Below are 23,501 nucleotides of genomic sequence, written 5' to 3' on the forward strand. Positions count from 1 at the left end.
AAAAATTAAACAAGACCGAGCCAATGCCAATAGGTGAAGATAAAGAGGGCCAAGACCCCCATAGAAATAATTGTCAGAGGTATACCGATCTTAGCCATATCTTTTACTTCAAAGGTATTAGTAGCGTAAGGAATCATGGATTGCGGCGAATTTACCGGAAGAATAAAGGCAAAATAAACGGTAAATGTCGCAATGAGCGTCATGCCCCACATCGGCAGCTCTGGATTATTCAGGCTTACAAGAAAACCAAGTACTGTCGGTACAAGCGCGGCTGTCGCCGAAGTGATACTAGCAAAGGCGAAGCGGATGATGAGCAGCGCTACGGCGATAATCACCATCATAACACCTGGCGATAAGGCGCCAAGACCCAGACCGCCCAGACACGTTTTGGCCATCCAAATAGCCGAACCCGATTTGAGCATCGATTCACCGAGAGAAATCCCAGCGCCAAACAGTAGAATTGTGCCCCAGTCAATTTTGCCAGCCACATCTTTCCAAGCGGCAACGCCGATACTCGGAAAGAGCATGAGGAAAACAGCTAAAACGGAAACTGTATTGGCATCAATTTTGTGAAAAGATTCTGTTGACCAAAGTAAAATGGTAATAAAGAAAATCACCGATATTTTCTTTTCGTTTTGACTCATGGGACCTAAGTCAGCAATCGCCTTGTTAATTGCTTCTTTGCCGCCAGGAATCTCAGAAAATTCAAAGGTGTTAAGCCGCGTAATTAACAAGTAGAGAACAACCATAAGCACAAGGCAGAAGGGCATGCCATAGAGCAGCCACTCGCCCCAGGAAATTGGATGTTTCAGCACACCGGAAATAAACGATAATGCCACAGGATTCGGCGCACCAGCTGTCAGTACGCCAATCCCAGAAATAGAGGCGGAAGCAGCGATGCAGACAAGCAAATTACGAGCAAATACACTTTTCGGATCCACTTGGAACGCCGCAATGAGTCCCATAGCAATAGGAGTCATTGTCGCAGCTCTTGCGGTAATCGAGGGAATAAGAAAATCGAGAACAAGCATTACAATCATCATGCCAGCAAAAACACGGTTTGTTTTTGTTCCGACAACCCGCAAAATATTTAAGGCAATCCGTTTTTCTAAGCCTGTCGATAAAATAGCTCCGGCTATAAATAAACCAGCAGCAACCAAAACCCAGCCCGAATTCACGAAACCGCTTAAGGCAATGGGAATTGCTTTTGCTGTGCCAAGAACAGGACCAGTTACACCTTGTACTGGTGAGAATCCAAGAAACAACAGCAAAAATAAAATAATGCCAATTGCACTGACCGGATAGGAAACAGCTTGCGTAACCCACATAATAACAGCGAAGGCTAAAACGCCGAGAACCCTTTGACCTGCCGTAGATAATCCCGCCGCCACTGGGGCGAAGGCAATTCCTAGCATTACAGCAAAGCCAAGAACAAGCCATAAAATTTGTTTACCAGTAATTTGACCGTTTTGCGCCATTACCAATCCCTCTTTTCTTCGTCTTTTTTACCATCTGGCCAAACCTTCTTTTCACCTCCTTCGCAAAATAACGGATTGGCAAAACATGTGATGTTTAGCCGTTAATACCACTGTTTCAATCTTCAAAATTTTCAATATAATTTTATGATAGCACTTCCTGATTATTTATTCTGCTTAAAATAGATAAATCCTTTAAAAAAATTCAGAAAAATTTATTTTTTTCGCTTTCTTTTCTGATATTTTCTTTTGTATACTAATAAGGTAATAACTTATCAGAAAGCAGGTGGCTTTATGTACTTTTTGACGTACCGTTACGGCGATGTAGAAACAATCGGGTTACTTTCTCAAGACGGTAAAAAAATTATTCCCCTATTAGCAGCAGAAGAGCGCTACTGTAAAACAGCAACACTGCCGCATACCCTCCTGGGCCTGATCGACCAAGGAGAACAAGCCTTAAGTACAGTAAAAAAGATTGCCACTGCTGCCGAAGCTGACCTAGAAGCATCTTGTTTACTCCCCTTGGCGGCAGTGAAAATCTTAGCACCGATTCCTCGCCCAAGAAAAAACATCTTTTGTATCGGTAAAAATTACGCAGCTCATGCCAAAGAATTTGATCCTGGCGCTGATGTTCCCCTCTATCCTGTCGTGTTTACCAAAGCGCCCACAACCGTCATCGGCCCTGATGAACCAATTCAAAGCCATAAGGAAATGACCCAGTCCTTGGATTATGAAGTAGAGCTTGCTGTCGTAATTGGCAAAACAGGTAAAAACATCACGAAAGAAACTGCTTGGGACTATGTTTTCGGCTATACAATTTTTAATGACGTAACAGCAAGAGATCTGCAAAAGCGGCATAATCAATGGTTCTTAGGAAAAAACCTTGATACTTCCGGCCCTATGGGACCTTACCTTGTTCACCAAAGCGCCATTGCCGACTTTAAATCCTTAACGATTCAATCGAAAGTAAATGGCGAAGTGCGTCAAGAAGCATCGCTCAGTGACCTTTTGTTTGATATCCCGACCCTCTTGGCAACCATTTCCGCTACAATGACACTGGAAGCAGGTGATATAATCGCTACAGGAACGCCTGCTGGCGTCGGAGCTGGATTTACACCGCCGAAGTTCTTGCAAAGCGGTGATACCCTGGAACTTTCGATTACTCATTTGGGAGTTTTAAAAAATACTATAGCCTAAGAATTCGCAGTTCATTGCAAAGAACAAACCTGCAGAAATGTATCGGCTTCCACCGCATAGCATTTCCTGGCAGGTTTGTTTTTTGTTTACCACAAAAAGACTTTTGTATTACTTTCCGTCTTATAAAAACTTTTCCTTGGTATCACCGCTGTACATGTGTTATATTATTACACATGTACACAGAAGGTTTACTGTTGAGAGTCATTACAGTAGCTTTGTGTAATTTTTTTTGAAAGAAGTGAACTGCTATGAATTTGTTTCGCACTAAAACCCTTTCTTCTCTGCAAGAGGCAAAAACTCACAACAAACTTGCCAAAAACATGACTGCTCTTGACATGGTCCTACTTGGCGTAGGCTGTATTATGGGTACAGGCATTTTTGTATTTACTGGTGTAGTTGCCGCAACCTATGCCGGACCTGGTATTATTATTTCACTCGTACTTTCGGCAATCGCCTGTGTCTTTTGCGCTCTCTGCTACTCAGAACTTGCTTCAACCGTTCCCGTGGCTGGCAGTGCCTATACGTATTCTTACACAGCCTTAGGCGAACTTTTCGCTTGGATTGTCGGCTGGAGCCTAATTTTAGAATATTCGCTAGCGGCCAGTCTGGTGGCTGCTGGTTGGTCCGCCTACGTAACTGGCCTATTTAAATCAGCTGGTGTCCTGCTACCAAAGACCTTCACAGCCGTAGCAGCTGATGGCGGCATTATCAATCTCCCAGCTGTCTTGATTCTGCTATTCTTAAGCCTCTTGCTGCTACGCGGCACGAAGGAAAGCGCTAAACTGAATAAAATTCTCGTTGCCGTAAAGTTAGGCGCCGTTTTTCTCTTTCTTCTTCTCGCTGGTCCCCAAGTCAATCCAGCAAACTGGTCTCCCTTTCTGCCTTTCGGCATGTCCGGTGTTGTCACTGGCGCTGCCGCCATGTTTTTGGCCTATATTGGCTTTGATTGCGTCGCTACAGCGGCGGAAGAATGTAAAAACCCGAATCGCGACTTACCCATTGGCATCATTGGTTCTTTGATTATCTGCGCTATTTTGTATATTGCCGTATCAGCTGTACTGACAGGCGTCGTCCCTTATGATCAGTTAAATAACGCTGAACCTGTCGCCTTCGCCCTGCGCGAAATCGGCTATAATATTGGTTCCGCTCTTGTCGGCACAGGTGCCATTGCCGGTCTTACGACAGTTCTGCTTGCCGTAATGTATGGACAGACTCGTATTTTCTTTGCCATGTCGCGCGATGGACTCATCCCTGCTGCCATCTGCAAAGTACATCCTAAATATGGCACGCCTCACATTATTACTACCTTGTCGGGAATTATTGTAGCAGTGATTGCTGGTTTTACTCCAGTAAATATTATGGCTGAATTGGTAAACATCGGCACACTTTTCGCCTTTTTGGCTACAGCTGTGGGCGTACTCGTCCTGCGCCGCACCGATCCCAAAGCCCATCGTCCTTTTCGCTGTCCCTATGCTCATGTGGTAGCCCCTTTAGCCATTATCTCTTGCCTGTATCTTATTTACAGCCTTCCCACAGAGACCTGGGTTCGCTATAGTATTTGGTTGGCTATTGGCTTATCCTTTTACGGACTCTATGGCTATCGTCATAGTATACTAGCTAAAAAGAAAGCGCCGCTAGCCTTAAAAGAAGTAGGTTAACGCGCGCCTTATAACACAATCATTTTCAACTAAAAAAGCAGTTCTTCGTCATTATGTCGTGACAAAGAACTGCTTTTTATGATTTTACTTCGCAGGTGAAGGTTTTATACCCGCAGGAATTGGGCATTTATAGTCTTCGCCGTCACGTTTTTCAATAAGTTCTTGCTTTGCTGTTGCTAGCAAATCCGTCGCTAAAAAGAGATCAACAGCCGTTTTTGCTAATACCTTAGCCGCTGTGAGCATGCCTTTATGGGCAATACTCGTCACTCCCTGCGACACAGTCTGCCAAGAATGACCTGGCGTACCAAAAGCTTGACAAGCGGTGCTAATCTGCGCTGTTGGCGTAATCCAGCTCACATCGCCCACATCGGTTGATCCGGTAAGCAGCATCGAATCATGCTGATAGGGCAAGATCTTATGGGCTAACGGCACTTGCTTCAACTCCGCTAGCAGCGCTTTATCCTGATTGCCCATAAGCGCCTTGGCTACATTCCAGTCGTTCTCTTTATCAGAATCAGCTAAAGTCGCCTGAATCTTTCGGGCCAAAGTCAGTTCCGCTTCTGACCACTGCGGCGCACCAACTGTAAGATAATTCTCATACAAAAGTTTTTCTAGCGTATCATTAGGCAGACAATCAGAACAGCCTTTATTAAAAACAATCTCACAATCGGTCCCAGTCATAAGCGCCGCGCCTTTGGCAACATTACAAACGCGATCATAGATTTCTTGAACCTGTTTTAACTTCGGCGCCCGTATTAAATAAAGAACCTCCGCTTCAGCCTGTACCACATTCGGCGCACTACCGCCCGTATTCGTTACGGCATAATGAAGTCTTGCTTCGGAAATAACATGTTCTCGAAGATAATTCACGCCTACATTCATCAATTCTACCGCATCCAAAGCACTGCGTCCCAGATGCGGCGCCGCGCCAGCATGGGCGCTTTTACCATGAAAGCGAAAATAAACCTGATAATTGGCCAAAGTGCGTACCGAATACACCGCATTATGACCATGAGGATGCCAAGTCAAAGCAGCATCCACATCGTCAAATACGCCTTCTCGCGCCATAAAGGCCTTGCCTGAGCCGCCTTCTTCACCGGGACAACCATAAAATCGAACCGTGCCAGAAACATGGTTCGCAGCAAGATATTCTTTTACGGCCATGGCGGCTGCTAAAGCGCCGACACCAAGCAAGTTATGACCGCAACCGTGGCCGCTATCGCCTGGCGTAATTGGCTTTTTTTCAGCGACATCGCCTTGCTGACTAAGACCCGAGAGAGCATCATATTCTCCCAAGAGTGCAATAACTGGCTTGCCTTGGCCAAACGACGCCTGAAAAGCCGTAGCTAGACCAGCGGTTCCTCGCTCAACAGTAAAACCCGCCTGCTCTAAACAATCAGCTAACAGCTTAGCTGATTGCACTTCTTCAAAGCGCGTTTCAGCATAGCCCCATACGAGATCACTGACTGCTGTAAATTCTTTCGTTTTACGGTCAAGCCATTCTTCCAAGCCTTGTTTATCCATAGGAAAACATCCTTTCTTTTACCACAAACGCTGCGGAATTCCCGGTCCGACCGGTAGCCCCATGAGATACCAGAAGATAAAGAGAGCATACCACATGACAAAGAAAGACAGGGCATAAGGCAGCATCAACGATAAATAGGTGCCAATCCCGCTTTCTTCTTTATATTTTTTCAGTGTTTCTAAAAATAGCGGCAAAAAGGGATTGACGACCTGAATCGTATTAAAAGCGCCATCACCGGCCCGGAAGGCCACTTGGATAAAGGCCGGATGGTAGCCAAGCAGCATAAACATCGGTATAAAGACAGGCGATAAGAGCGCCCAAATAGCCGAGCCGCTGGCAATAAACAGTCCCATAAACTGACCAAAAAGCATAAAACATAAAAGAGCTGGCAGTCCGGTCATACCAATATCTTTCAAGAACTCAGCGCCTGATGTAGCAATGAGGGTCGCAATATTTGTCCAGGTAAAGGCGGCAATAAACTGAGCAATCGCAAAAACCATGACAAGAAAGCCTGCAAGACCTTTCATACATTCGGTCATCATATGAACTACATCATCGCCTGTTTGAATCGTTCTGACTTTAATCCCGTAAGTAAGACCAACGGTTAAGAAAAACAGAAACAGCAGTGGTACAATCCCTTTGATAAAGGGTGATCCTGGAATCCCGCCTGTTTCGGGGTTCCGCAATAAAGCCCCTTCTGGTACAACAAGTAGCAGCAGAACAGCTACGAACAACACTGTCGCCAAACCAGTCAGGCGCAGCGCTTTACTTTGCGCAACCGTTGGCTTTTCTAAATTGACTGTCTGCTGACCATGGTAGACCCCCATACGCGGTTCCACAAATTTCTCGGTAACGATTGTCGTCAATATGGATAAGTAAAATACAGCAAAACACATAAAATACCAGTTATCAATTGGCGTTACTACCATGCTGGGATCAACAATTTTAGCGGCCTGCGTACTGATGCCTGATAACAGCACATCGGTGGTCACAATTAAAATATTCGCCGTAAAACCGGAGTAAATCGCGGCAAGCGAAGCAGCAAAGCCAACAAACGGGTGTCTCCCCATTGAATAGAAAACCATAGCAGCAATGGGCGGTACAACGACAATCGCCGCATCGGACGCCAAATGACTCATAAAACTCATAATAACAATCGTAAAAGTAATATAACGTTTCGGAATCGCATGAATAGCTGTCTTTAAAATGGTTTCCATAAGACCTGTTTTTTCTACAAGACCAATTCCTAAGGTTAAAACCATAATCATGCCAAGCGGCGGGAAATTAATATAGTTTTTAATCATATCTGTCATGATCCATTGCAAGCCCTCTTGACTGATCAGACTCTTTACAGCGATCGTCTTATGGGTCATAGGATGCAGCGCAGTTACATGATAGGCTGATAAAACAGCTGAAATAATTGCCAGGACAGCAATTAAAAGCAGAAAAAGAATTGCCGGATTCGGCAGTTTGTTACCAATGATCTCTAGCTTCCCTAAGAAACCTTTTGGTGTTTCCATCGTTTGCTGATTTGTTGACAAAGAACCCATATAGTCACTCTCCTCCAATATCTTTTTCTACTAGCTCCGCTTGCCTGCTAAACGAGAGTTGCTTAATGCCGCTTCACCTCCCGACGTTCTCCCATTAAACACGGATCATAAGACTTAGCCACTATTTATGATAAAAAGCCAAAGCTCGTAAGCCTGTTTCATATAAAATTTCTGCACCGATTGCCAAAGCCGCCTCATCCATATCAAAACGAGGACTATGGAGGCTATAGTTTTTTTCACCGCTTTTACCACATCCTAGCCAAAAAAAGGCGCCGGGATATTTCGTCAAATAGCGGCCAAAATCCTCTGCTGCCAAAACAGGCTTCACATTGGATTGCACATTTTGCTGACCGATTATGGTCTCAGCCGCTTCAGTAGCCAATCGAGTCGGCTCCGGCCAATTCATTAAAATCGGATAGCCTCGTTGATAATCCAAATGGTAAGACGCTCCCTGAGCTGCCGTGAATCCCGCTAGCAGTCGTTCTAACCGTTCGGGAATCTCCAAACGAACCGATTCGTCAAGTGTACGGACCGTTCCTTCTAAGGTTACCTTGCGGGCAATTACGTTATAACGCTCCCCACCTGATATTTTGCCAATAGAAATCGTAGCTGTTTCTAAAGGATTGAGCTGTCGACTCACGATTTGACTGATTCCCTGCATCACATCAGCAGCTACCATAATGGCATCAACACCATGATGCGGTTGTCCGGCATGAGCTCCCTGACCTTCAAGTTCAATGGTCAGCCTATCGGATGCAGCCATCAGCGCCCCCGGGCGCAAACCAATCTGTCCGCAGGGGAGATCGGGCCACATATGCAGTCCAAAAATAGCTGACACATCATCAAGAATACCGCTGGCCATAAAGAGCTCCGCTCCCCCCACCGGGGAGGCCTCCTCTGCCGGTTGAAATATAAATTTGACTGTTCCTGCCAAAGTATCTTTCGCTGCCGCAAACAGCTTCACAAGCCCCAACAAAATCGCCATATGACCATCATGGCCGCACGCATGCATGACTTGTGGCCGTAACGACCGATACTCTACTTCATTTTCTTCTTGAATTGGCAAGGCGTCCATGTCAGCCCGAAAAGCAATAACTGGGCCAGGAAGCGCTCCTATTATGGTGGCGCATAGACCAAAATGCTCTTGATAGGTTTGATAGGTAACCCCCATCTTGGTAAGCTCAGCTGCAATAAAATCAGCTGTCTGTTCTTCATGATTACTTATTTCCGGACTGCGGTGAAAACGCCGCCGCCAATCAATCAAATCTTTTGTTAACGCCTGCATCATTTGTGTCCTATCCATTGTATCACTCGCTCCTTTGCCCTTAAAGGGCGTTTACCCCTTTTTCCTTTCTTTTATCATAGCATATGTTTTGGGACATTTAAAAGACATTTCCGTAAATAAAAAAACAAAAAACTCCCGCTGTTAGCGAGAGCTTCGTTGCTCAAAAGATAATTCTATTTGTAGTTTAAAAAAAATTTGCCAATTTGTCAAGAGACAGTCATCACAGATTGCAGTAATTGACTGACTCTTACTTTATAAAGTTTACGTGGGCGCCCCTTTGCTAACAGCTCTTCACCAACCGTTTCGGCTAAACCGTGTTCCAACAACATAGCTAGCAACCGTCTGGCGCTTCTTGGCGTAATTGCCAAATAGACTGCCAAATCATCCGCCATAATCCTGTCACGATCTAGTTTATCCAGAGCCGCCAACAATTTGTTAACTGTAGTAACACTAATTTTCAAAGTATCAGCAAGCTTGCGGTAAGCAGCCTCATCGGCCCTGACCGAATATTTTAAATGAATGGCAGAACTTAACGGGCCAATTGCTTCGCCTTCATCCGTCACAGCCATCCACAACCCCTTGCCGCGCTGTTTCGCCGCACCGAGAGCACGAAAAGCATTCTCCTCGGCTGCATAAGCCGTATCGCCAAAACCAATTCCCCCGCTCACTTTCGCCCCGACGCTCCGGGTAATCGCTTCCAAAATAGGAATAATGGTAAAGCCTTCTGTCATTTCTTCCATAATGCCTCGTGTTGAGTATAATGTATACTGACCAGCGCCGCGAGTCACAATCGATCCTTGCAAGGCTTGCGCATAGCTTACCAAAATTTCATAGAGGCTGAGTTCAATTTTTTTCGCCGCATAACTGGAGCTAGCCCGCACAATATCATCATAATCGTCAAGGGAAATATGTTGAATCGCTACTTGCGCTCCCTTAAAGCGTTCAGCTTCAAAAGAATGGATCGCCACATCAAGCGTTGTCCGGATATTGCTTCGCGTTGGCCAAATTCGAAACGCGGGAACACCAAGTTTTCTTAGCTTTTTGTAAGTTGCCAGCATACAGGTCACGGCTATTTTCGTCTTGTGTTGCCGCCATAATTCATAATGATATTCCGTAAGCTCACTAGCTAGTACAATCCCCTGGTATTTATGAATATACATATTCGGCAAAGGAAAATCAATATCGCGAAAGGTTTCCGTGACTTCCTGCTCGCTAAAAGTATCAAAGCTGATACTATCAATAGCCAGTTTCTCCATATACGTAATCTGCAATAAGGCTCGATATAAGCTAGAACCATTATGGGGAACGTAAAACATCGGCTTAGTTAGCTTTAAAGCTAAAGCCCGCTCATAAGGCACAATGCCGGAAAACAGACATACATCAAAATCATCAGCATGGTCTTTTAAAATTTGTTCCACTTCTATGGCATCCTCATAAACAAAGGACAGCGGAATCAAGCAGTCAGTCCGCTCTAAAGCGACCTCATAGGCCATGGCGGCCGAATCAGATGGTCCAATAATAGCCATACGTATTTTATTCATCATGACCTCGCTTTCCGGCATAAACAGGATCTTTTTTTGATCATATTATACATATTATACATTGTTACATCATAAAATCCTACATTTTATCGTTTATGACTCACTAACCAGCAAAAAGTAGCATAATCAGTTATCAGCCCCGAAAGCATTCAAAATATTCTCACAAAAACATTTGACTTCCTTTCTTTCTTCTGTTATTATTCTATTGCAATATTTTTCTTTATTCAGCATTTTTCGACTTCAATGCATTTTTTTACCAGTTGTATATGAGACTCATCTGTCTTATATTAGTTTTGCCTTAAAAAATATATTATGAAGGTTGGAGGAAACATATGAAAACTACAATTGAAAACAATAATCTTTCCATCGATATCGCATCAATAAAGTTGACTGATGTAATCGACATTGATTTTCTGCAGAAATTCCAAGACGATTTTGCCACCGGAGTCGGATTGGCAAGTGTTACAGTTGATCCTGATGGCAATCCCGTTACAAGACCAAGTCGGTATATTAAACGCTGTGACATGACCCACTCTTCAGAAAGCGGCGACCAACGCTGTGCGATTTCGCATCGTAAAGGCGGCGAAGAGGCCGTGCGACTTGGTAAACCCTATGTGTTTGAATGTCATTCTGGGATGATTGATTTTGCCGCCCCGATCCTGTTAGAAGGTAGATTGATTGGCACAATTCTTGGCGGACAAGTACTGTTCTCTCCCATAGAAGAAGAAAAAAACCGAAAAGTAGCCCGCGAAATCGGTGTTGATGAAGATGAATACGTCAAAGTAACACAAGAAGCCAAGATTCTTACAAAAGAAGCGGTAGAAGCTGCGGCCAATGTTCTTTTTATTGTAGCAAATAGTATGTCTCAAGCAGCTTATCAACAGCTTCAATTAAAAGTTGCCGTCGACACCCTTTCTGACCAAGCTCACCAAATTTCGGCAACTATGGAAGAACTAGCCGCTTCGGCAACTTCCGTTAGCGAAAATCAATCTGATCTAAATAAGGAAATCAAAAATGTCAATACGGTCACTGGTAAAATTGATGAAGTTATGGAGTTTATTAAAGATATTGCTGATGAAACCCGTTTACTCGGTTTAAATGCAGCCATCGAAGCGGCCAGAGCCGGAGAAGCAGGCCTAGGTTTTAGTGTTGTGGCGCAAGAAATTCGAAATCTATCTGGCGACTCAAAACAAACAGTGGGAAAAATTAAAGAATTGACTGGAATTATTAAAGAATCTGTTGATAAGACAGTAAGTATGAGTAGTGAAACTACATCAACAATTGAACAACAAGCTGCTGCCATCGAACAAGTGACTGCAAGTGTTCAAGACATCACACTATTAATAGAAAAATTAACTGACCTTGCGCGTCATCGTTAACAATTAGTTTCGCCGATATGAAAGGGGGCAAAAAAGTGAGCGCTCAATTAGTTGTCTTTACTTTAGACGAGCACGAATACGGTCTTGATATTTCTGATGTGAACGGTATACTTCGATCCAAAAAATTTTCGATTCAAAAATTACCGGGAACCGACTCCGTACTAGAAGGAATGATAAATTTACGCGGTAATATCAGCTACATCTTTAATTTGCGAGCAAAATTCGGCTTAAATCACCGAGAACTTTCTGAAGATAGTAAATTTATTATGTTAAGTGCAAATCAAATAACAACGGGATTTGTCGTAGATGAAGTCACTGATATTGTTAAACTGGAAAATGATGATATTCAGCCACCACCAGGCTTTGTTACTGGCGTACATTCTAATTACATACGAGGAATTGGCAAAGTAAATGAACGACTCATTATCATACTAGATTCTTCTCTAATTCTATCGACTAATGATCATGATTTGCTAGAAAACATCGAGAAAAAATCTAGCGCTGTAAACTGAACTTAATTCCCTTAACGTAGGCCTTATGTAAAGTCAAGAATCGAATCTTTGCCAAAATAGAGTTGCTAAGTTATATATTTCTCTTGACAAACACCTTCTATTCGTGCAACAATAAGTTACACTATTACAGCATCGCTTGCAAGCCTGTATGGTTCTTTCCATTACGAATAGAATTTTGCTAAAAATAATGACTGGGAAAAAGTCAAAAGATCTTTGGTCACAGAGAACCGATGGTTGGTGTAAATCGGTACAAAGCTTCTTGGCAATTCTCCCCCAGGAATTCAACTGCTGAACTTTAGTAGGCGGTTGCGCTCTCTCGCGTTATAGGACTTGAGCCCAAGGTAGGGTGGTACCGCGAAATATTCGCCCCTATTGGCAAGTTAACGACTTGTCAATAGGGGCTTTTTGTATTTCTTAACAAAAAAAGGATGGTGTAATTATGAGAACTTCCCGTTTCCGCTGGATTCTGGCACTCATTATGTTTATCATTAGCTTCACTGCCTATATTGATCGTGTAATTTTATCAGCAGCAACCCCATCGCTTATGCAGGAATTCGGTTTCACGAAGGTAGATGTGGGACTGCTTCAAACTCTCTTCTTTGCAGGCTACGCCTTAATGCAAATTCCTGGCGGCATGCTGGCTGAATTTTTCCGTCATCGTCGGATTGTAGCGATAGCTACGCTGTGCATGTCCGTGTTCACAGTCTTTACCGGTTTGTGTCAAAACTTTTTTGCCTTTGCCTTAGTCCGCACCTTAGTTGGCATTGGCGAAGGTCCCTTATTCCCGGCTTTAAGTGTTTTTATTTCTCGCTGGTTTCACGACAGTGAAAAAGCTAAGGCTTCTGCTTTCATGAGCGGCGGCGCTTTCGTCGGGCCAATGCTTGGTTCAGCTTTTACGGTACTGCTCATCATGACGCTTGGCTGGCGCTCTGTTTTCTATATTTTAGGCGTTTTAGGCGTCGCCCTTTCTGTTCTCTGGTATCTGACAGCTTACAATCATCCAGCAGAAAGCCATTTTGCGAATGAAGCAGAAAAGAACTATATTATCGGCGGTAATCGCTCTTTAGGAAATAGTAACCGCGTCGCTCCCTGGAAGCATTTTTTAAAATCCCGCCAGTTTTGGGCGATTGGTATTCAATACTTTATTACAGCCTATATTATGTATGTCTACCTATCTTGGCTGCCTCTCTATCTAATGGAAGCACAACATTTCTCCCTGGCTCAAATGGGCATCGGCGCTTCCCTGCCTTGGGTTGCTCTATTCCTTGTTAATATGGGCTCAGCCTTCTGCAGTGATCATCTTGTCGCCAAAGGCATAGCCAAAAACAAATGTCGTTCTTGGTTTGCGATGACTGGCTTAGGCGGCTGTGCCATTTTTATGTATTTCGCTTCTCAAGCGGCAACGCCCTGGATCAACGTCTTATATCTCAGCTTATCTCTCGGTTCTTTAGGACTCACATTCTCCACTTCCTGGCCTGCTTGCATGGATTTAGGCGGCGTATATTCCGGCTCTGTGGCTGGCTGGATGAATTTTTGCGGCAATGTAGGCGGCGTCGTGGCGCCGATTGCTACAGCCTGGATTGCTACAAACTATGGTTGGCAATTTACCTTACTCGCCACAGCGGGATCAGCTGTAATCGGTATTTTGGCCTGGTTGGCTGTGGAACCTGATTTAGCGATTACCCCAGCGACTGACAAAAAAACCTATCAAGAGATTTTATCATAAAAATAGCGCCTTGTATTATACAAGGCGACTATTTTTTTCGGTAGAACGATCGGGTTCCTCAATAAACACAGTCAAAACAAAAGCAATGAGCGGCAACAGGGACAAAATCGTAAAAATGAGCGGCATGCCCCACGTATCAGCGACGCGTCCTAAAAAAAGAACGCCAAGCGTACCAAGTCCTACACTAAAACCAAGATTCAAGCCTGACGCCAAAGCAACATTGCCTGGCATCATTTTCTGAATAAGCACTAAACTGCTAGTGAAGGTAGCCGTCAATAAAATACTGACTAACCCTAGAATCACAAAAGGCCACCAATCACTCGAATAGGAAAAAAGATACATAAGCGGCGCGACTGGTAAAATGGAACAAAGCATTACCCGCTTACTACCATAACGATCACTCATAAATCCGCCAAAAACTGTTCCGAGCGCGCCAAAAATCATATAGACTGTCAACAGCGAGCTGGCATAAAAAGTGCTTCCTTGTAAATAAGAAACATAATACAAGGGAACAAAGGCGCTAATCCCCGAAGACACCGTCGCCCTAGCGGCAACCATCCCCAATAAAGCAAAAACCGGCCACTGAATCGCCGTTTTTACAGTAAGGGCCGCCCGTTTCTTCGTCGTAGCAAGCGGTGGCAAGGTTCGCGTTACCTGCATTAATAGTGCGCCACACAGCAAGACAGGAATTGCATAAATATAGAAGTAAGCCCTGTTTTGTTGTCCTAATAAAAAAGCCATTAAGAGCGTTCCAAGGGCGACACCGAAATTCCCCCAAACACTAAATAAGCTCGCCCCTTTGCCTAAAGAACGACCACTTAAGCGATTCACGATTTTCGCCGCTTCCGGGTGAAACGCCGCATTTCCTAAACCGCTTACAGCGGTACACACAAGCACAGCAAAATAATTCTCTACCAGCAAAGAAGCTAACAGTGCCAGTCCAGAAAGAATACAGCCTATCGGCATAATCCACGGACGGGATGTACGGTCCGAAAAATAGCCAAAAATAGGCTGTGATAAAGAAGCGGTTATATTTTGAATCAGCACAATCATGCTTGTTTCAGCATAAGTCAGCCCAAGCTGCGCTTTAAAAAACGGCAACGCTACATAAAGCGCCCCTGGTGATAAATCAGTAACGCCGTGGCCTAGAGCAATTGCCCAAATTTGCCGTGGCATACTGGAAAGCATTGCAAACATAAATTCTCCCCCATTTCCTGGTTATTATGCCATAAGGGAAGAAAAATAGCAATGAGATCCCGCTGCTTTTACTGTTTCTCTGATTGTAGTAATTGACAAACGGTCGTGCTCAAAAAAGCGGCAGCTCGCCATAAAGCCGCTTCGTTAAAATCAAATCTCCCATTATGATGCGGCGCCGCCAATTCGGTTCCGACCATAGTATAAACTGCTTGACCGCCGTGAGCCTGTACACCTTCCATGAAATAGGTAAAATCTTCACTGCCGCCGCCAGCATTCGCTGCGGTCACTTCGTCAAATAGACCAGTTGCTACAGCCGCTGTTTCCACCTGTTTCGCCAAGGCTTCATCATTACGGCAGCCAGCGGCACTGCCCATTTCTTTGTGCTCAACCGTAACACCTTGCATCATGGCCGCCCCTTCGAGTATATGCAAGACACGCTCCTTCATAAATTGATTGACTTCACTCGTCTCGCCACGTACTTCTAAGGCCAAAAAAGCCTGATCCGGAATTACATTGCGCCCACTGCCGCCGCTAAGCACCCCCACATTTACGCGGGAATCACCCTGACTATGCCGTGATAGCGCCTGAAGATTCAATAACGCTGTCGCTGCCGCTACAAGCGCATTAGCACCCTGTTCCGGCGCCCCGCCGGCATGAGCCGCTTTGCCTTGAAACAAAGCATCTATTTTCGTTGTAGCAAAAAAACCGTCCGTCTTATAACTGAGTTGTCCTAACTTTGTTAAAGAAACACCTAAATGCATCCCTAAAATAGAATCGACAGAATCAACAACGCCTGCTGCCACCATTGACTTAGCGCCTCTAACGCCCTCTTCACCTGGCTGGAAAATAAGCTTAACCTGTCCAGCGAGCTGACTGGCAAGCGATTTTAAAATTTCCGCTACAGCAAGACCGATAGCGCTATGTCCATCATGACCGCAACCATGCATAGCTCCCTGATGGATTGAAGCGAACCCTTCGGCATAGGGCCTATGGTCTAGCTCTGCTACTTCCGATAAATCATTGGCATCCATATCAAAACGCAGCGCCACCGTCGGACCAGGCTTTGCAAAAGACAAAGTGCCGACAACGCCTGTTTTACCGCCAGTCATTTTGGCAACCCATTGTTCTTTAGCGCCTTCCGCCAAAGCGCGCTGGCGGCAGCGCTCCAATTCTTCGGAAGATGGAACTCCCATCATCGCTGCTTCGTTCACCACTTCGGCGCCAACTTGTACTTCATAACCTAAATCCGTCAAAACATCAGCAATCAAAGCCGCTGTACGAAACTCCGTCCAAGCGGTTTCGGGGTATTTATGAAAATCACGCCGCCGCGCAATTGTTTTTTCCGATAAAGCTTTCGCTAATTCTACACAGGCCTGTCCCATAACAAAAATCCCTCTCCTTCAAGCGAATATATTCTCTTACAATGTACTCTCTTACTTCGTCAGGATCAAAAAATCTCCTGTTCCCTCGTTTTACTAGTTGCACAGTATCGCTATAAAGCAAAAACGCCGCACTAAGCTACTTAGTACGACGTTTTTTTGCTGTTATAAATACGCTTTATTTCAGATGATCAAATTCTACCCGCTTCATATCACCGACAATGAACAAATAAGAAAGAGCGCCTGCCGTATTCATGCAAAACGTCCTTTCATTCTCTTGTTTTAGAAAAAATCAGGTCACAGGAGCTGGATTAAACAAGCAGAGATCATTATAAAGCTCCCACTTTTGCGCCCAAGTTTGTTTTTCACCGCTGGCTACAGCTAAAATCAAACGGAAAATCTCCCAGCCCACTTCTTCAATTGTGGCCTCACAAGTAGCAATTCTGCCGGCATTCACATCAATCAAGTCAGGCCACTGCTCAGCTAAAAAGTTGCGTGTTCCCACTTTGGCAACAGGTACAAGCTGTAAGCCATATGGCGTTCCCCGTCCTGTCGTAAAAATTTGCATATGAATCCCTGAAGCCAGTTGCAGCGTACCGCACACAAAATCACTAGCAGGAGTCGCCGCATAAATTAAGCCTTTTTCTGTTACTTTTTCACCAGGCTTTAGAACACCGCAAATCGCACTACTACCTGATTTAGCAATAGAGCCTAAAGATTTTTCCACTACATTAGCTAAGCCGCCTTTTTTATTACCAGGCGCCGGATTTGCGCTGCGGTCGGCTTCGCCTAGCGCTAAATAATAATCATACCACTCCATCTCCGCCAAAAGAGCTCGTCCGACTTCTTCATTGACTGCTCTTGGCGTTAATAGGTGAATCGCGTCACGTACTTCCGTCACTTCCGAGAAAAGCACCGTAGCGCCAGCGCGCACTAAGAGATCAGAAGCATAGCCTACCGCCGGATTCGCTGTGACACCAGAAAAAGCGTCACTGCCGCCGCACTGCATACCAATAACCAAATCCGCCGCCGGGCAAGTCGTCCGCCGCCGTTCGTTGAGGATTGCTAATTTGGTTTCAGCCAAACGGACAATTTCCGCTACCATGGCGGCAAAGCCCTTCTGCTCCTGAAGAATAATCGTATCTGCCTCAGCGTCAGGCAGAACCCGCTCTGGCTGCAATTTTTCACAGCCGAGGCCGACTACAATCATTTGGCCGCCAAAATTAGGATGAGCGGCTAAATTTTGCAGTGTACGGATTGGCACAACAGCTTCAGGGGCATTAATCGCTACGCCGCAGCCGTAATTATGATTGATTACCATGACATCATCGACGTGAGGATACTTGGGCAACAGTTGGGCTTTAATCTGCTTTACAGCCTGGTTTACCACGCCAACAACACACTGAACGCTTGTAGCGATTCCTAAAATGTTTCTAGTACCAACCGATCCGTCAACATTCCGATAGCCTGCAAAAGTATAGCCTGTTAAAGCTGGCAAATCTTTCGGTACTTTATTAGCCAGAGGCAATTCACTGAGCAGAGGCGCTGTCGGCAGCTCTACTAGCGACTCTTCAATCCAGCTTCCTTGGACAATACTTTGCAGGGCATAGCCGATTACTTCGCCGTAGCGGATGATTTCATCGCCTTTGGCCAAATCCTTCAAAGCCACTTTGTGCCCTTGGGGAATTGCTTCTGTAAGTACAATGCCGCCAGGTAATTTTGTACCAGCTGGCAAGCCGCCGGAATTTACAATAATTGCAACATTATCATCATCATGAATCTTGATATACAAGGGTTTTTCTGTTGAACATACAAGTTCGGACATCTCTGTTCCTCTCCTTACTGGCAAGTATTCCATCGATTTTTCGCTGCACCCAACAAATAAATCGTCAGCACTTATTATTGCAAATCGCATGCCAATTTTAAAAATAGCGGAATGCAAGGCAATTTTACGAATTATCTTAAAAAGTTCTAAAATGTCCACAACAATCGCAGCAAACTATTGCTACAACTGTTGCACTCTATGCTATCTCGTTATACAATGAAGAAAAATCATAAGGGAGCCTCTTTCGATGTCTAAAATCGCTTTTATCGCCCCTGATAAACAGTTATTTCTCCAAGGGAAAAAAATCATCCGCGAACTCGCTTTAGAACAGGATGTCGATGTATATCTGGCTCGTTTGCGCCGCGGCATACGGCTAGCTAAGAAACTAGAAACAAGCGATGTTGATGTTATTGTCTGCCGCGGCGGTACTGCCAAAGTCATCATTGATTCGCACATCAACATTCCCGTTGCTGAAATCCCCATTACTGGCCAAGACTTAGCACAAGTTCTCTATGAGGCCAAAAAAATCACTGGCCTGACTCAGCCGAAAGTTGCTTTAGTCGCCTTTAGCAATATGTCCCATGATTTAGCAGGTCTGTCGCGTATTATTGGTATTAACCTGATCATTTACCCCTTAAGCGAAACAGACGATATCTCGGAAAAAATCGAAGCAGCCGCTAAGGATCAAGCTGATATTGTCGTTGGCGGCATTAAAACCGTACTATTAGCAAAAAAACAGGGACTCCCCTCCCTATTAGTTCGTTCTGGCAATTTTGCCTTAAAATCCGCCTTTATGGAAGCGCAAAAAATTCGCCAAGGCCGCAAAATTGAAAAAGAACGCGCTCAAGGCTTAAAAGTTTTAATTGACTATTCCGCTGAGGGCATTATTGGTATGAACAGTCACAATGAAATTACCGTATTTAATCCTACAGCCGAACGTCTGCTAAATATATCTGCCACCGAGGTTTTGGGACAAGACCTTAACAAGGTTGCTCAACTAGAACCTTTTCAGACGGCAGTCGCTGAAAATCAGGAACTAATCGGTCAGATTATCAAAATCGGGCCCGCCTGGATCAGCTTAAATGCAGCCCCTATTATTGTAGATCGTCAACTCACGGGGACAATCCTAACTTTTCAAGATATTACGCGAATCCAAGAGATGGAAGCTAAAATCCGCAATGAAGTTCTAGCCAAGCGACTGACTGCTAAGTACCACTTTGCCGCTATTTTAGGTAATTCCTCGGCCCTGTCAGAAATAAAGCGAATTGCCCAGGAAATGGCGCCAACCAGCGCCAGCGTACTCATCTCCGGTGAATCCGGAACAGGCAAAGAATTATTTGCACAAAGCATCCACAATCAAAGCCAAAGAAAAAACGGCCCCTTTGTGGCCGTAAATTGTGCCGGTCTGCCGCCAAATCTTTTAGAAAGCGAGCTTTTCGGCTATGTAGAAGGAGCCTTTACCGGCGCTACCAAGAAGGGCAAGCAAGGCCTCTTTGAAATGGCCCATAAAGGCACCATCTTCCTTGATGAAATATCCGAAATGGATCGTTATGGTCAAAGCCGGTTGCTGCGCGTCCTGCAGGAAAAACAAGTTATGCGTCTCGGCGATGATAAATACATCCCTGTAGATGTACGAATTATTGCGGCGACGAATAAAGATTTGCTCGCACTAGTACAGAAAGGCGAGTTTCGCCAAGACATTTATTATCGCCTGAAAGTCCTCACCCTAAAACTGCCGCCACTGCGTCGCCGTACGGGCGATATTAAAATCCTCGCGAAATATTTCCTAAACCGCTACAATCTCACTCATGGCAAACAGCTTATTATGACAACAGATGCCTATGAAACCTTAGAAAATTACACTTGGCCAGGCAATGTGCGCGAACTTATGCATTTCATTGAACGTCTTGTTATCATTTGCAATGAAGTAAATATATCAGGAAAAACCATTCAAAAATACTGGGAAGGACCAGAAGACATTCTTGTGCCAATCGCGCCGACAATCGCTCAAGCTCCCCTCAGTGAAAAAGAAAAAATCGAAGCGGCTCTACTGCAATGTCATTCCAACATCACGCAGGCCGCCGCCCTCTTACAAATAGACCGTAGTACCTTGTATCGTAAATTAAAAAACTATCGCATTGAAGTGATAAAAAACTACTAAGCAACGCCTAGTGTTCTAGCACTATGTTCACCTTTTCTTCTCGCTTTATTTTGCGGCTGCCTAGTATCTGCAATACCAAAAGCAGCACCGACGCCGTCACTAATCCGCCAGTCATAAACAAAAAGCCCCCCAAAAACGATCCTGTGGTCGACACAATAGCGCCGACAATAATTGGCGCTAAAAAGCCGCCGATCTGACCGCCAAAATTCACGAAACCGCTTAAAGTTGCCCGAAATTGTTCAGGGATATGATCAAGTACGACAGCCCAGAACGGACCAAAACCACCATAAAGAAAAAAACCGGCACAAGACAGAGCCATCAGACAATCCATGGCAGTTTCCTGAATAAAGGCTACATAAAGCGCAATTCCGGCAATCAAGTAGCTCACAGAAATCAAAGCAGCCCGATAGCGATAAAGCGGCTTACTGCCAAGCCAACCGAGAAAAAGCAAACCAAAGAAGCCAGCCATATACGGAAGCGATGCATAAATCCCCATAGATTTAAGAGCAATTTGACGACTCATACTCAAATAACTTGGCAGCCACAACATAAAGCCCCAAAAAGCAATATTGAAGGACATATAAGTAAAAAATATCAACCAGGTAGTAGGAAAAGCCAGTACGTCTTTCCAGGAAGCGCTGTTTTCTTTACTAGGCTCTGACGCCATATTTTCCGACATCTCCGCTGCCGGTACTGCTTCAGCCGGATTTTTCGGTGTAAAACGGTGAAATAAGTAGGCCATAAGGAGTCCGGGTATGGTAAAACAGAGAAAAAGTTCCCGCCAACCGAGAATCCCAATCAGATAGCTGGCCAAAGGTGCTACGAAAGCAGGGCCCATCGCCAAAGCCGTCAAAAACAAAGCATTGGCTGAAGATCGCTCCTTAGAAGAAAAAAAATCGCCTACTAACTTAAACTGAGCGCCAATGCCTAAGCCTTCACCAATACCAAAGAGCACCCGAACAGCAATTAAGGAAGTCACCGAAGAAACAAGTCCCGTAACGCCTGTAAAAATTGACCACCAGACAAGTGCAATCACAAGCATACGTTTAGCGCCAAATTTATCAGCTAAAAAACCACCGGGAATCTGTGTAAGAGCATAGCCAAAAGTAAAAGCCGATAAGACACTGCCAAAAACCAGCGGACTCATTCCTAGTTCTTTCATCATAGTCGGCCCGGCTACGGCAATATTGACACGATCTAAATAAGCCACAAAAAACATAAGCCACAATAAAAACAACATAATCCATTTTTGATTTTTGTCTGCTTTTCCACTCATTTCCTGCATAATTACATCCCTCTTTTCCTTGTTGTTAAGCACACTCTTTTCTAAAACTCCGTAAAGACGTCAAAAAGCCTCCGTCTCATTCTAGAGACGGAGGCTACTCGTGGTACCACTCTAATTGGCTCAAACAAACTGAACCCGCTTCTTCAACGGCTAACACCGTCTATCCCTATAACGGGGGAACCCCGGCTAACCCTACTAATTCGGGCAGCAGCTCACGGACGAGTTCAAGACAAGTAAGTTACCAGGTTTCACCACCCCCTGGCTCTCTGCAAACTCTTCTTCCCTTTACTATTTCCGTTCATTGCCTATTACAATATTACACACATTACAAGTGTTAATGATATTCTAGCTTTTCAAAGCAAAATTGTCAACACTAATTTATTGATCTATTTTACCACAAGCACAGGTATTGGCGAATAGGTAACTAAGCGATGCGCTACACTTCCTAGTAGCAGTTGGGCAAAACCGCCAAGACCTCGCGTACCTGTAATGATCAAATCGGCCTTTTGTCGACGAGCATATTTAATAATTTCATCAGCGGGATCGCCTTGCAAGACTTCTGTTGTTACAACAATTCCTTGTTCTTCACAAAACTTTTTACCTAAAGTCATTTTCTCTTCAAAAGCCTGTTCGCTTTCTTTAGCAAATTCGCTGTAGTAAGCGCCGTCAGCCAAGGCATAATGCACATCGTAGACCGACAAAATGTAAATTTCACTTGTTATTTCCTTGGCATAATCAACAGCCATTGTTAAGGCCTTCTTACTGTCAGTTGATCCATCATAAGCGACAATTAGTTTTTTTCCTGCCATCGCAGAACCCTCCCTTTTGCCTTTATGGGGATTGAAACAGTTTCTTCCCTCATTCTTATTATACAGCGAATTATTCTATTCGACAATTTTTTCCGTTTACAAATTCATAATAATTACAACAATTGAGGCAGGCAGTTTTCTTTAGGATTTCGCGTCAAACCCCTTCGAAGGATCAAAGTAATAACTATTTTGCAAGTAAGAATCAGAAATTTGGCTGCGCCAAGCCGCAAGCGTCGCCGAAGTAGCGTTAGTGGAAGAACTCAGAGTTGAGTCATCAGAAGAACTTGTACTCGAATCAGTAGCAGCTACTCCAGTAACGGCAGACTCTTGATCTTCTGGCGGCGGGGGCGGGGGAACCATATTCTGACCCGTTACATTCATTATAGTAGCAAGTTCACTTTGCATAGTACTAAGATCCGAATCTGTCACGGTTCCACTTTTTACTTTATCAAGAAAATCTTTTAAGGATAACGTAGTCGTGCTGGTACTACTTGAAGAATTGCTAGTCGTCGTTTGCAAAGTCGATTCACGATTAGAAGCTGGTGGCTCCGGCGGCATTGGCGGCATCAGACCATTGCCAGACTCTCCTTCAATAGCCGCAAGTTCACTTTGCATGGTACTAAGGTCCGAGTCTGTCACGGTTCCATTTTTCACTTTATCAAGAAAATCTTTTAAGGATAACGTAGTCGTGCTAGTACTACTTGAAGAAGTAGCGGCGACTACCGTAAGGGAATTGCTGTCAGTCGTTTCCGAGCTAGACGAATCACTCGCATTGATTGGCAAAATACTTTGACTCATCAGACTGGAAAAAAAAGCCTGCGCAGCTGTACTATCCTGGCTTGCAGTATTTGCGACACTTGTCGTACTACTCGTTGTATTGCTTGCCGCACTATCACTAGAATTCGCTGTTGTTTTGTGATGACGGCGATAATACAGACTCGCTGTATCGTTGACAGAAGAAATATTCATCAAAAAACCTCCTTATGTTGTAAAACAA

General features: G+C 44.5%; 17 protein-coding genes and 2 other annotated features. Of the genes, 6 read left to right on the plus strand and 11 right to left on the minus strand.

Going from position 1 to position 23,501, the window contains the following annotated elements:
- Positions 1-5: 5 nt before the first annotated feature.
- Positions 6-1,478 (minus strand): SLC13 family permease, encoded by a 1,473-nt coding sequence (locus AC0MXB_RS06385; protein ID WP_474038810.1) that lies wholly within the window; start codon positions 1,476-1,478, stop codon positions 6-8.
- A 291-nt stretch (positions 1,479-1,769) separates the two neighbouring features.
- Here AC0MXB_RS06385 and AC0MXB_RS06390 point away from each other — a divergent pair, with 291 nt between their 5' ends.
- Positions 1,770-2,672: a fumarylacetoacetate hydrolase family protein gene (locus AC0MXB_RS06390; RefSeq protein ID WP_474038811.1), complete on the plus strand. Its 903-nt coding sequence runs from the start codon at positions 1,770-1,772 to the stop codon at positions 2,670-2,672.
- A 248-nt stretch (positions 2,673-2,920) separates the two neighbouring features.
- Positions 2,921-4,330, plus strand: a complete 1,410-nt coding sequence (locus tag AC0MXB_RS06395; RefSeq protein ID WP_474038812.1) for an amino acid permease — start codon at positions 2,921-2,923, stop codon at positions 4,328-4,330.
- Between the two features lie 84 nt (positions 4,331-4,414).
- On the opposite strand, the gene AC0MXB_RS06400 is transcribed toward AC0MXB_RS06395, so the two are convergent.
- The 4 genes from AC0MXB_RS06400 to AC0MXB_RS06415 all read right to left on the minus strand — a co-directional run bounded on the left by AC0MXB_RS06400 (position 4,415) and on the right by AC0MXB_RS06415 (position 10,234).
- Positions 4,415-5,854 carry a M20 family metallopeptidase gene (locus AC0MXB_RS06400; RefSeq protein WP_474038813.1) on the minus strand — a complete coding sequence of 480 codons (1,440 nt, stop codon included), beginning with the start codon at positions 5,852-5,854 and terminating at the stop codon, positions 4,415-4,417.
- 18 nt (positions 5,855-5,872) lie between these two features.
- On the minus strand, positions 5,873-7,405 hold the full coding sequence (locus AC0MXB_RS06405) for an AbgT family transporter (protein ID WP_474038814.1): 1,533 nt from the start codon (positions 7,403-7,405) through the stop codon (positions 5,873-5,875).
- A gap of 121 nt (positions 7,406-7,526) precedes the next feature.
- Entirely contained in the window at positions 7,527-8,708 is a 1,182-nt protein-coding gene (locus tag AC0MXB_RS06410) for a M20 metallopeptidase family protein (RefSeq protein WP_474038815.1), read from the minus strand.
- A 188-nt stretch (positions 8,709-8,896) separates the two neighbouring features.
- On the minus strand, positions 8,897-10,234 hold the full coding sequence (locus tag AC0MXB_RS06415; protein ID WP_474038816.1) for a GTP cyclohydrolase: 1,338 nt from the start codon (positions 10,232-10,234) through the stop codon (positions 8,897-8,899).
- 329 nt (positions 10,235-10,563) lie between these two features.
- On the opposite strand from AC0MXB_RS06415, the gene AC0MXB_RS06420 reads away from it, so the two are divergent.
- From AC0MXB_RS06420 to AC0MXB_RS06430, 3 genes are all read left to right on the plus strand, one after another.
- On the plus strand, positions 10,564-11,610 hold the full coding sequence (locus tag AC0MXB_RS06420) for a PocR ligand-binding domain-containing protein (RefSeq protein ID WP_474038817.1): 1,047 nt from the start codon (positions 10,564-10,566) through the stop codon (positions 11,608-11,610).
- A gap of 35 nt (positions 11,611-11,645) precedes the next feature.
- The gene (locus tag AC0MXB_RS06425; RefSeq protein ID WP_474038818.1) at positions 11,646-12,122 is read left to right on the plus strand and encodes a chemotaxis protein CheW; all 477 of its coding nucleotides are present in this window, start codon (positions 11,646-11,648) and stop codon (positions 12,120-12,122) included.
- Positions 12,123-12,300: 178 nt separating this feature from the next.
- Positions 12,301-12,496: a binding site (T-box leader), on the plus strand.
- Positions 12,497-12,561: 65 nt separating this feature from the next.
- The gene (locus tag AC0MXB_RS06430; protein WP_474038819.1) at positions 12,562-13,848 is read left to right on the plus strand and encodes an MFS transporter; all 1,287 of its coding nucleotides are present in this window, start codon (positions 12,562-12,564) and stop codon (positions 13,846-13,848) included.
- A gap of 15 nt (positions 13,849-13,863) precedes the next feature.
- Here the strand turns inward: AC0MXB_RS06430 and AC0MXB_RS06435 are convergent, their stop codons facing one another.
- The 3 genes from AC0MXB_RS06435 to garD all read right to left on the minus strand — a co-directional run bounded on the left by AC0MXB_RS06435 (position 13,864) and on the right by garD (position 18,249).
- Positions 13,864-15,045 carry an MFS transporter gene (locus AC0MXB_RS06435; RefSeq protein WP_474038820.1) on the minus strand — a complete coding sequence of 394 codons (1,182 nt, stop codon included), beginning with the start codon at positions 15,043-15,045 and terminating at the stop codon, positions 13,864-13,866.
- A 68-nt stretch (positions 15,046-15,113) separates the two neighbouring features.
- On the minus strand, positions 15,114-16,427 hold the full coding sequence (locus AC0MXB_RS06440) for an amidohydrolase (protein ID WP_474038821.1): 1,314 nt from the start codon (positions 16,425-16,427) through the stop codon (positions 15,114-15,116).
- A 289-nt stretch (positions 16,428-16,716) separates the two neighbouring features.
- Positions 16,717-18,249 (minus strand): galactarate dehydratase, encoded by a 1,533-nt coding sequence (gene garD, locus AC0MXB_RS06445; RefSeq protein ID WP_474038822.1) that lies wholly within the window; start codon positions 18,247-18,249, stop codon positions 16,717-16,719.
- Between the two features lie 247 nt (positions 18,250-18,496).
- Here garD and AC0MXB_RS06450 point away from each other — a divergent pair, with 247 nt between their 5' ends.
- Positions 18,497-20,410, plus strand: coding sequence for a sigma 54-interacting transcriptional regulator (locus AC0MXB_RS06450; protein ID WP_474038823.1), 1,914 nt, complete (start codon positions 18,497-18,499; stop codon positions 20,408-20,410).
- A gap of 7 nt (positions 20,411-20,417) precedes the next feature.
- Here AC0MXB_RS06450 and AC0MXB_RS06455 read toward each other — a convergent pair whose 3' ends face one another.
- The 3 genes from AC0MXB_RS06455 to AC0MXB_RS06465 form a co-directional block, all read right to left on the minus strand.
- Positions 20,418-21,695 (minus strand): MFS transporter, encoded by a 1,278-nt coding sequence (locus AC0MXB_RS06455; RefSeq protein ID WP_474038824.1) that lies wholly within the window; start codon positions 21,693-21,695, stop codon positions 20,418-20,420.
- Positions 21,696-21,775: 80 nt separating this feature from the next.
- Positions 21,776-22,006, minus strand: a binding site (T-box leader).
- A 75-nt stretch (positions 22,007-22,081) separates the two neighbouring features.
- Positions 22,082-22,504: a universal stress protein gene (locus AC0MXB_RS06460; RefSeq protein WP_474038825.1), complete on the minus strand. Its 423-nt coding sequence runs from the start codon at positions 22,502-22,504 to the stop codon at positions 22,082-22,084.
- 141 nt (positions 22,505-22,645) lie between these two features.
- A complete protein-coding gene (locus AC0MXB_RS06465) occupies positions 22,646-23,473 on the minus strand; it encodes a hypothetical protein (RefSeq protein WP_474038826.1) in 828 nt (275 codons plus the stop codon).
- Positions 23,474-23,501: the final 28 nt, after the last annotated feature.

The sequence above is a fragment of the Pelorhabdus sp. sgz311001 genome, assembly GCF_055901755.1.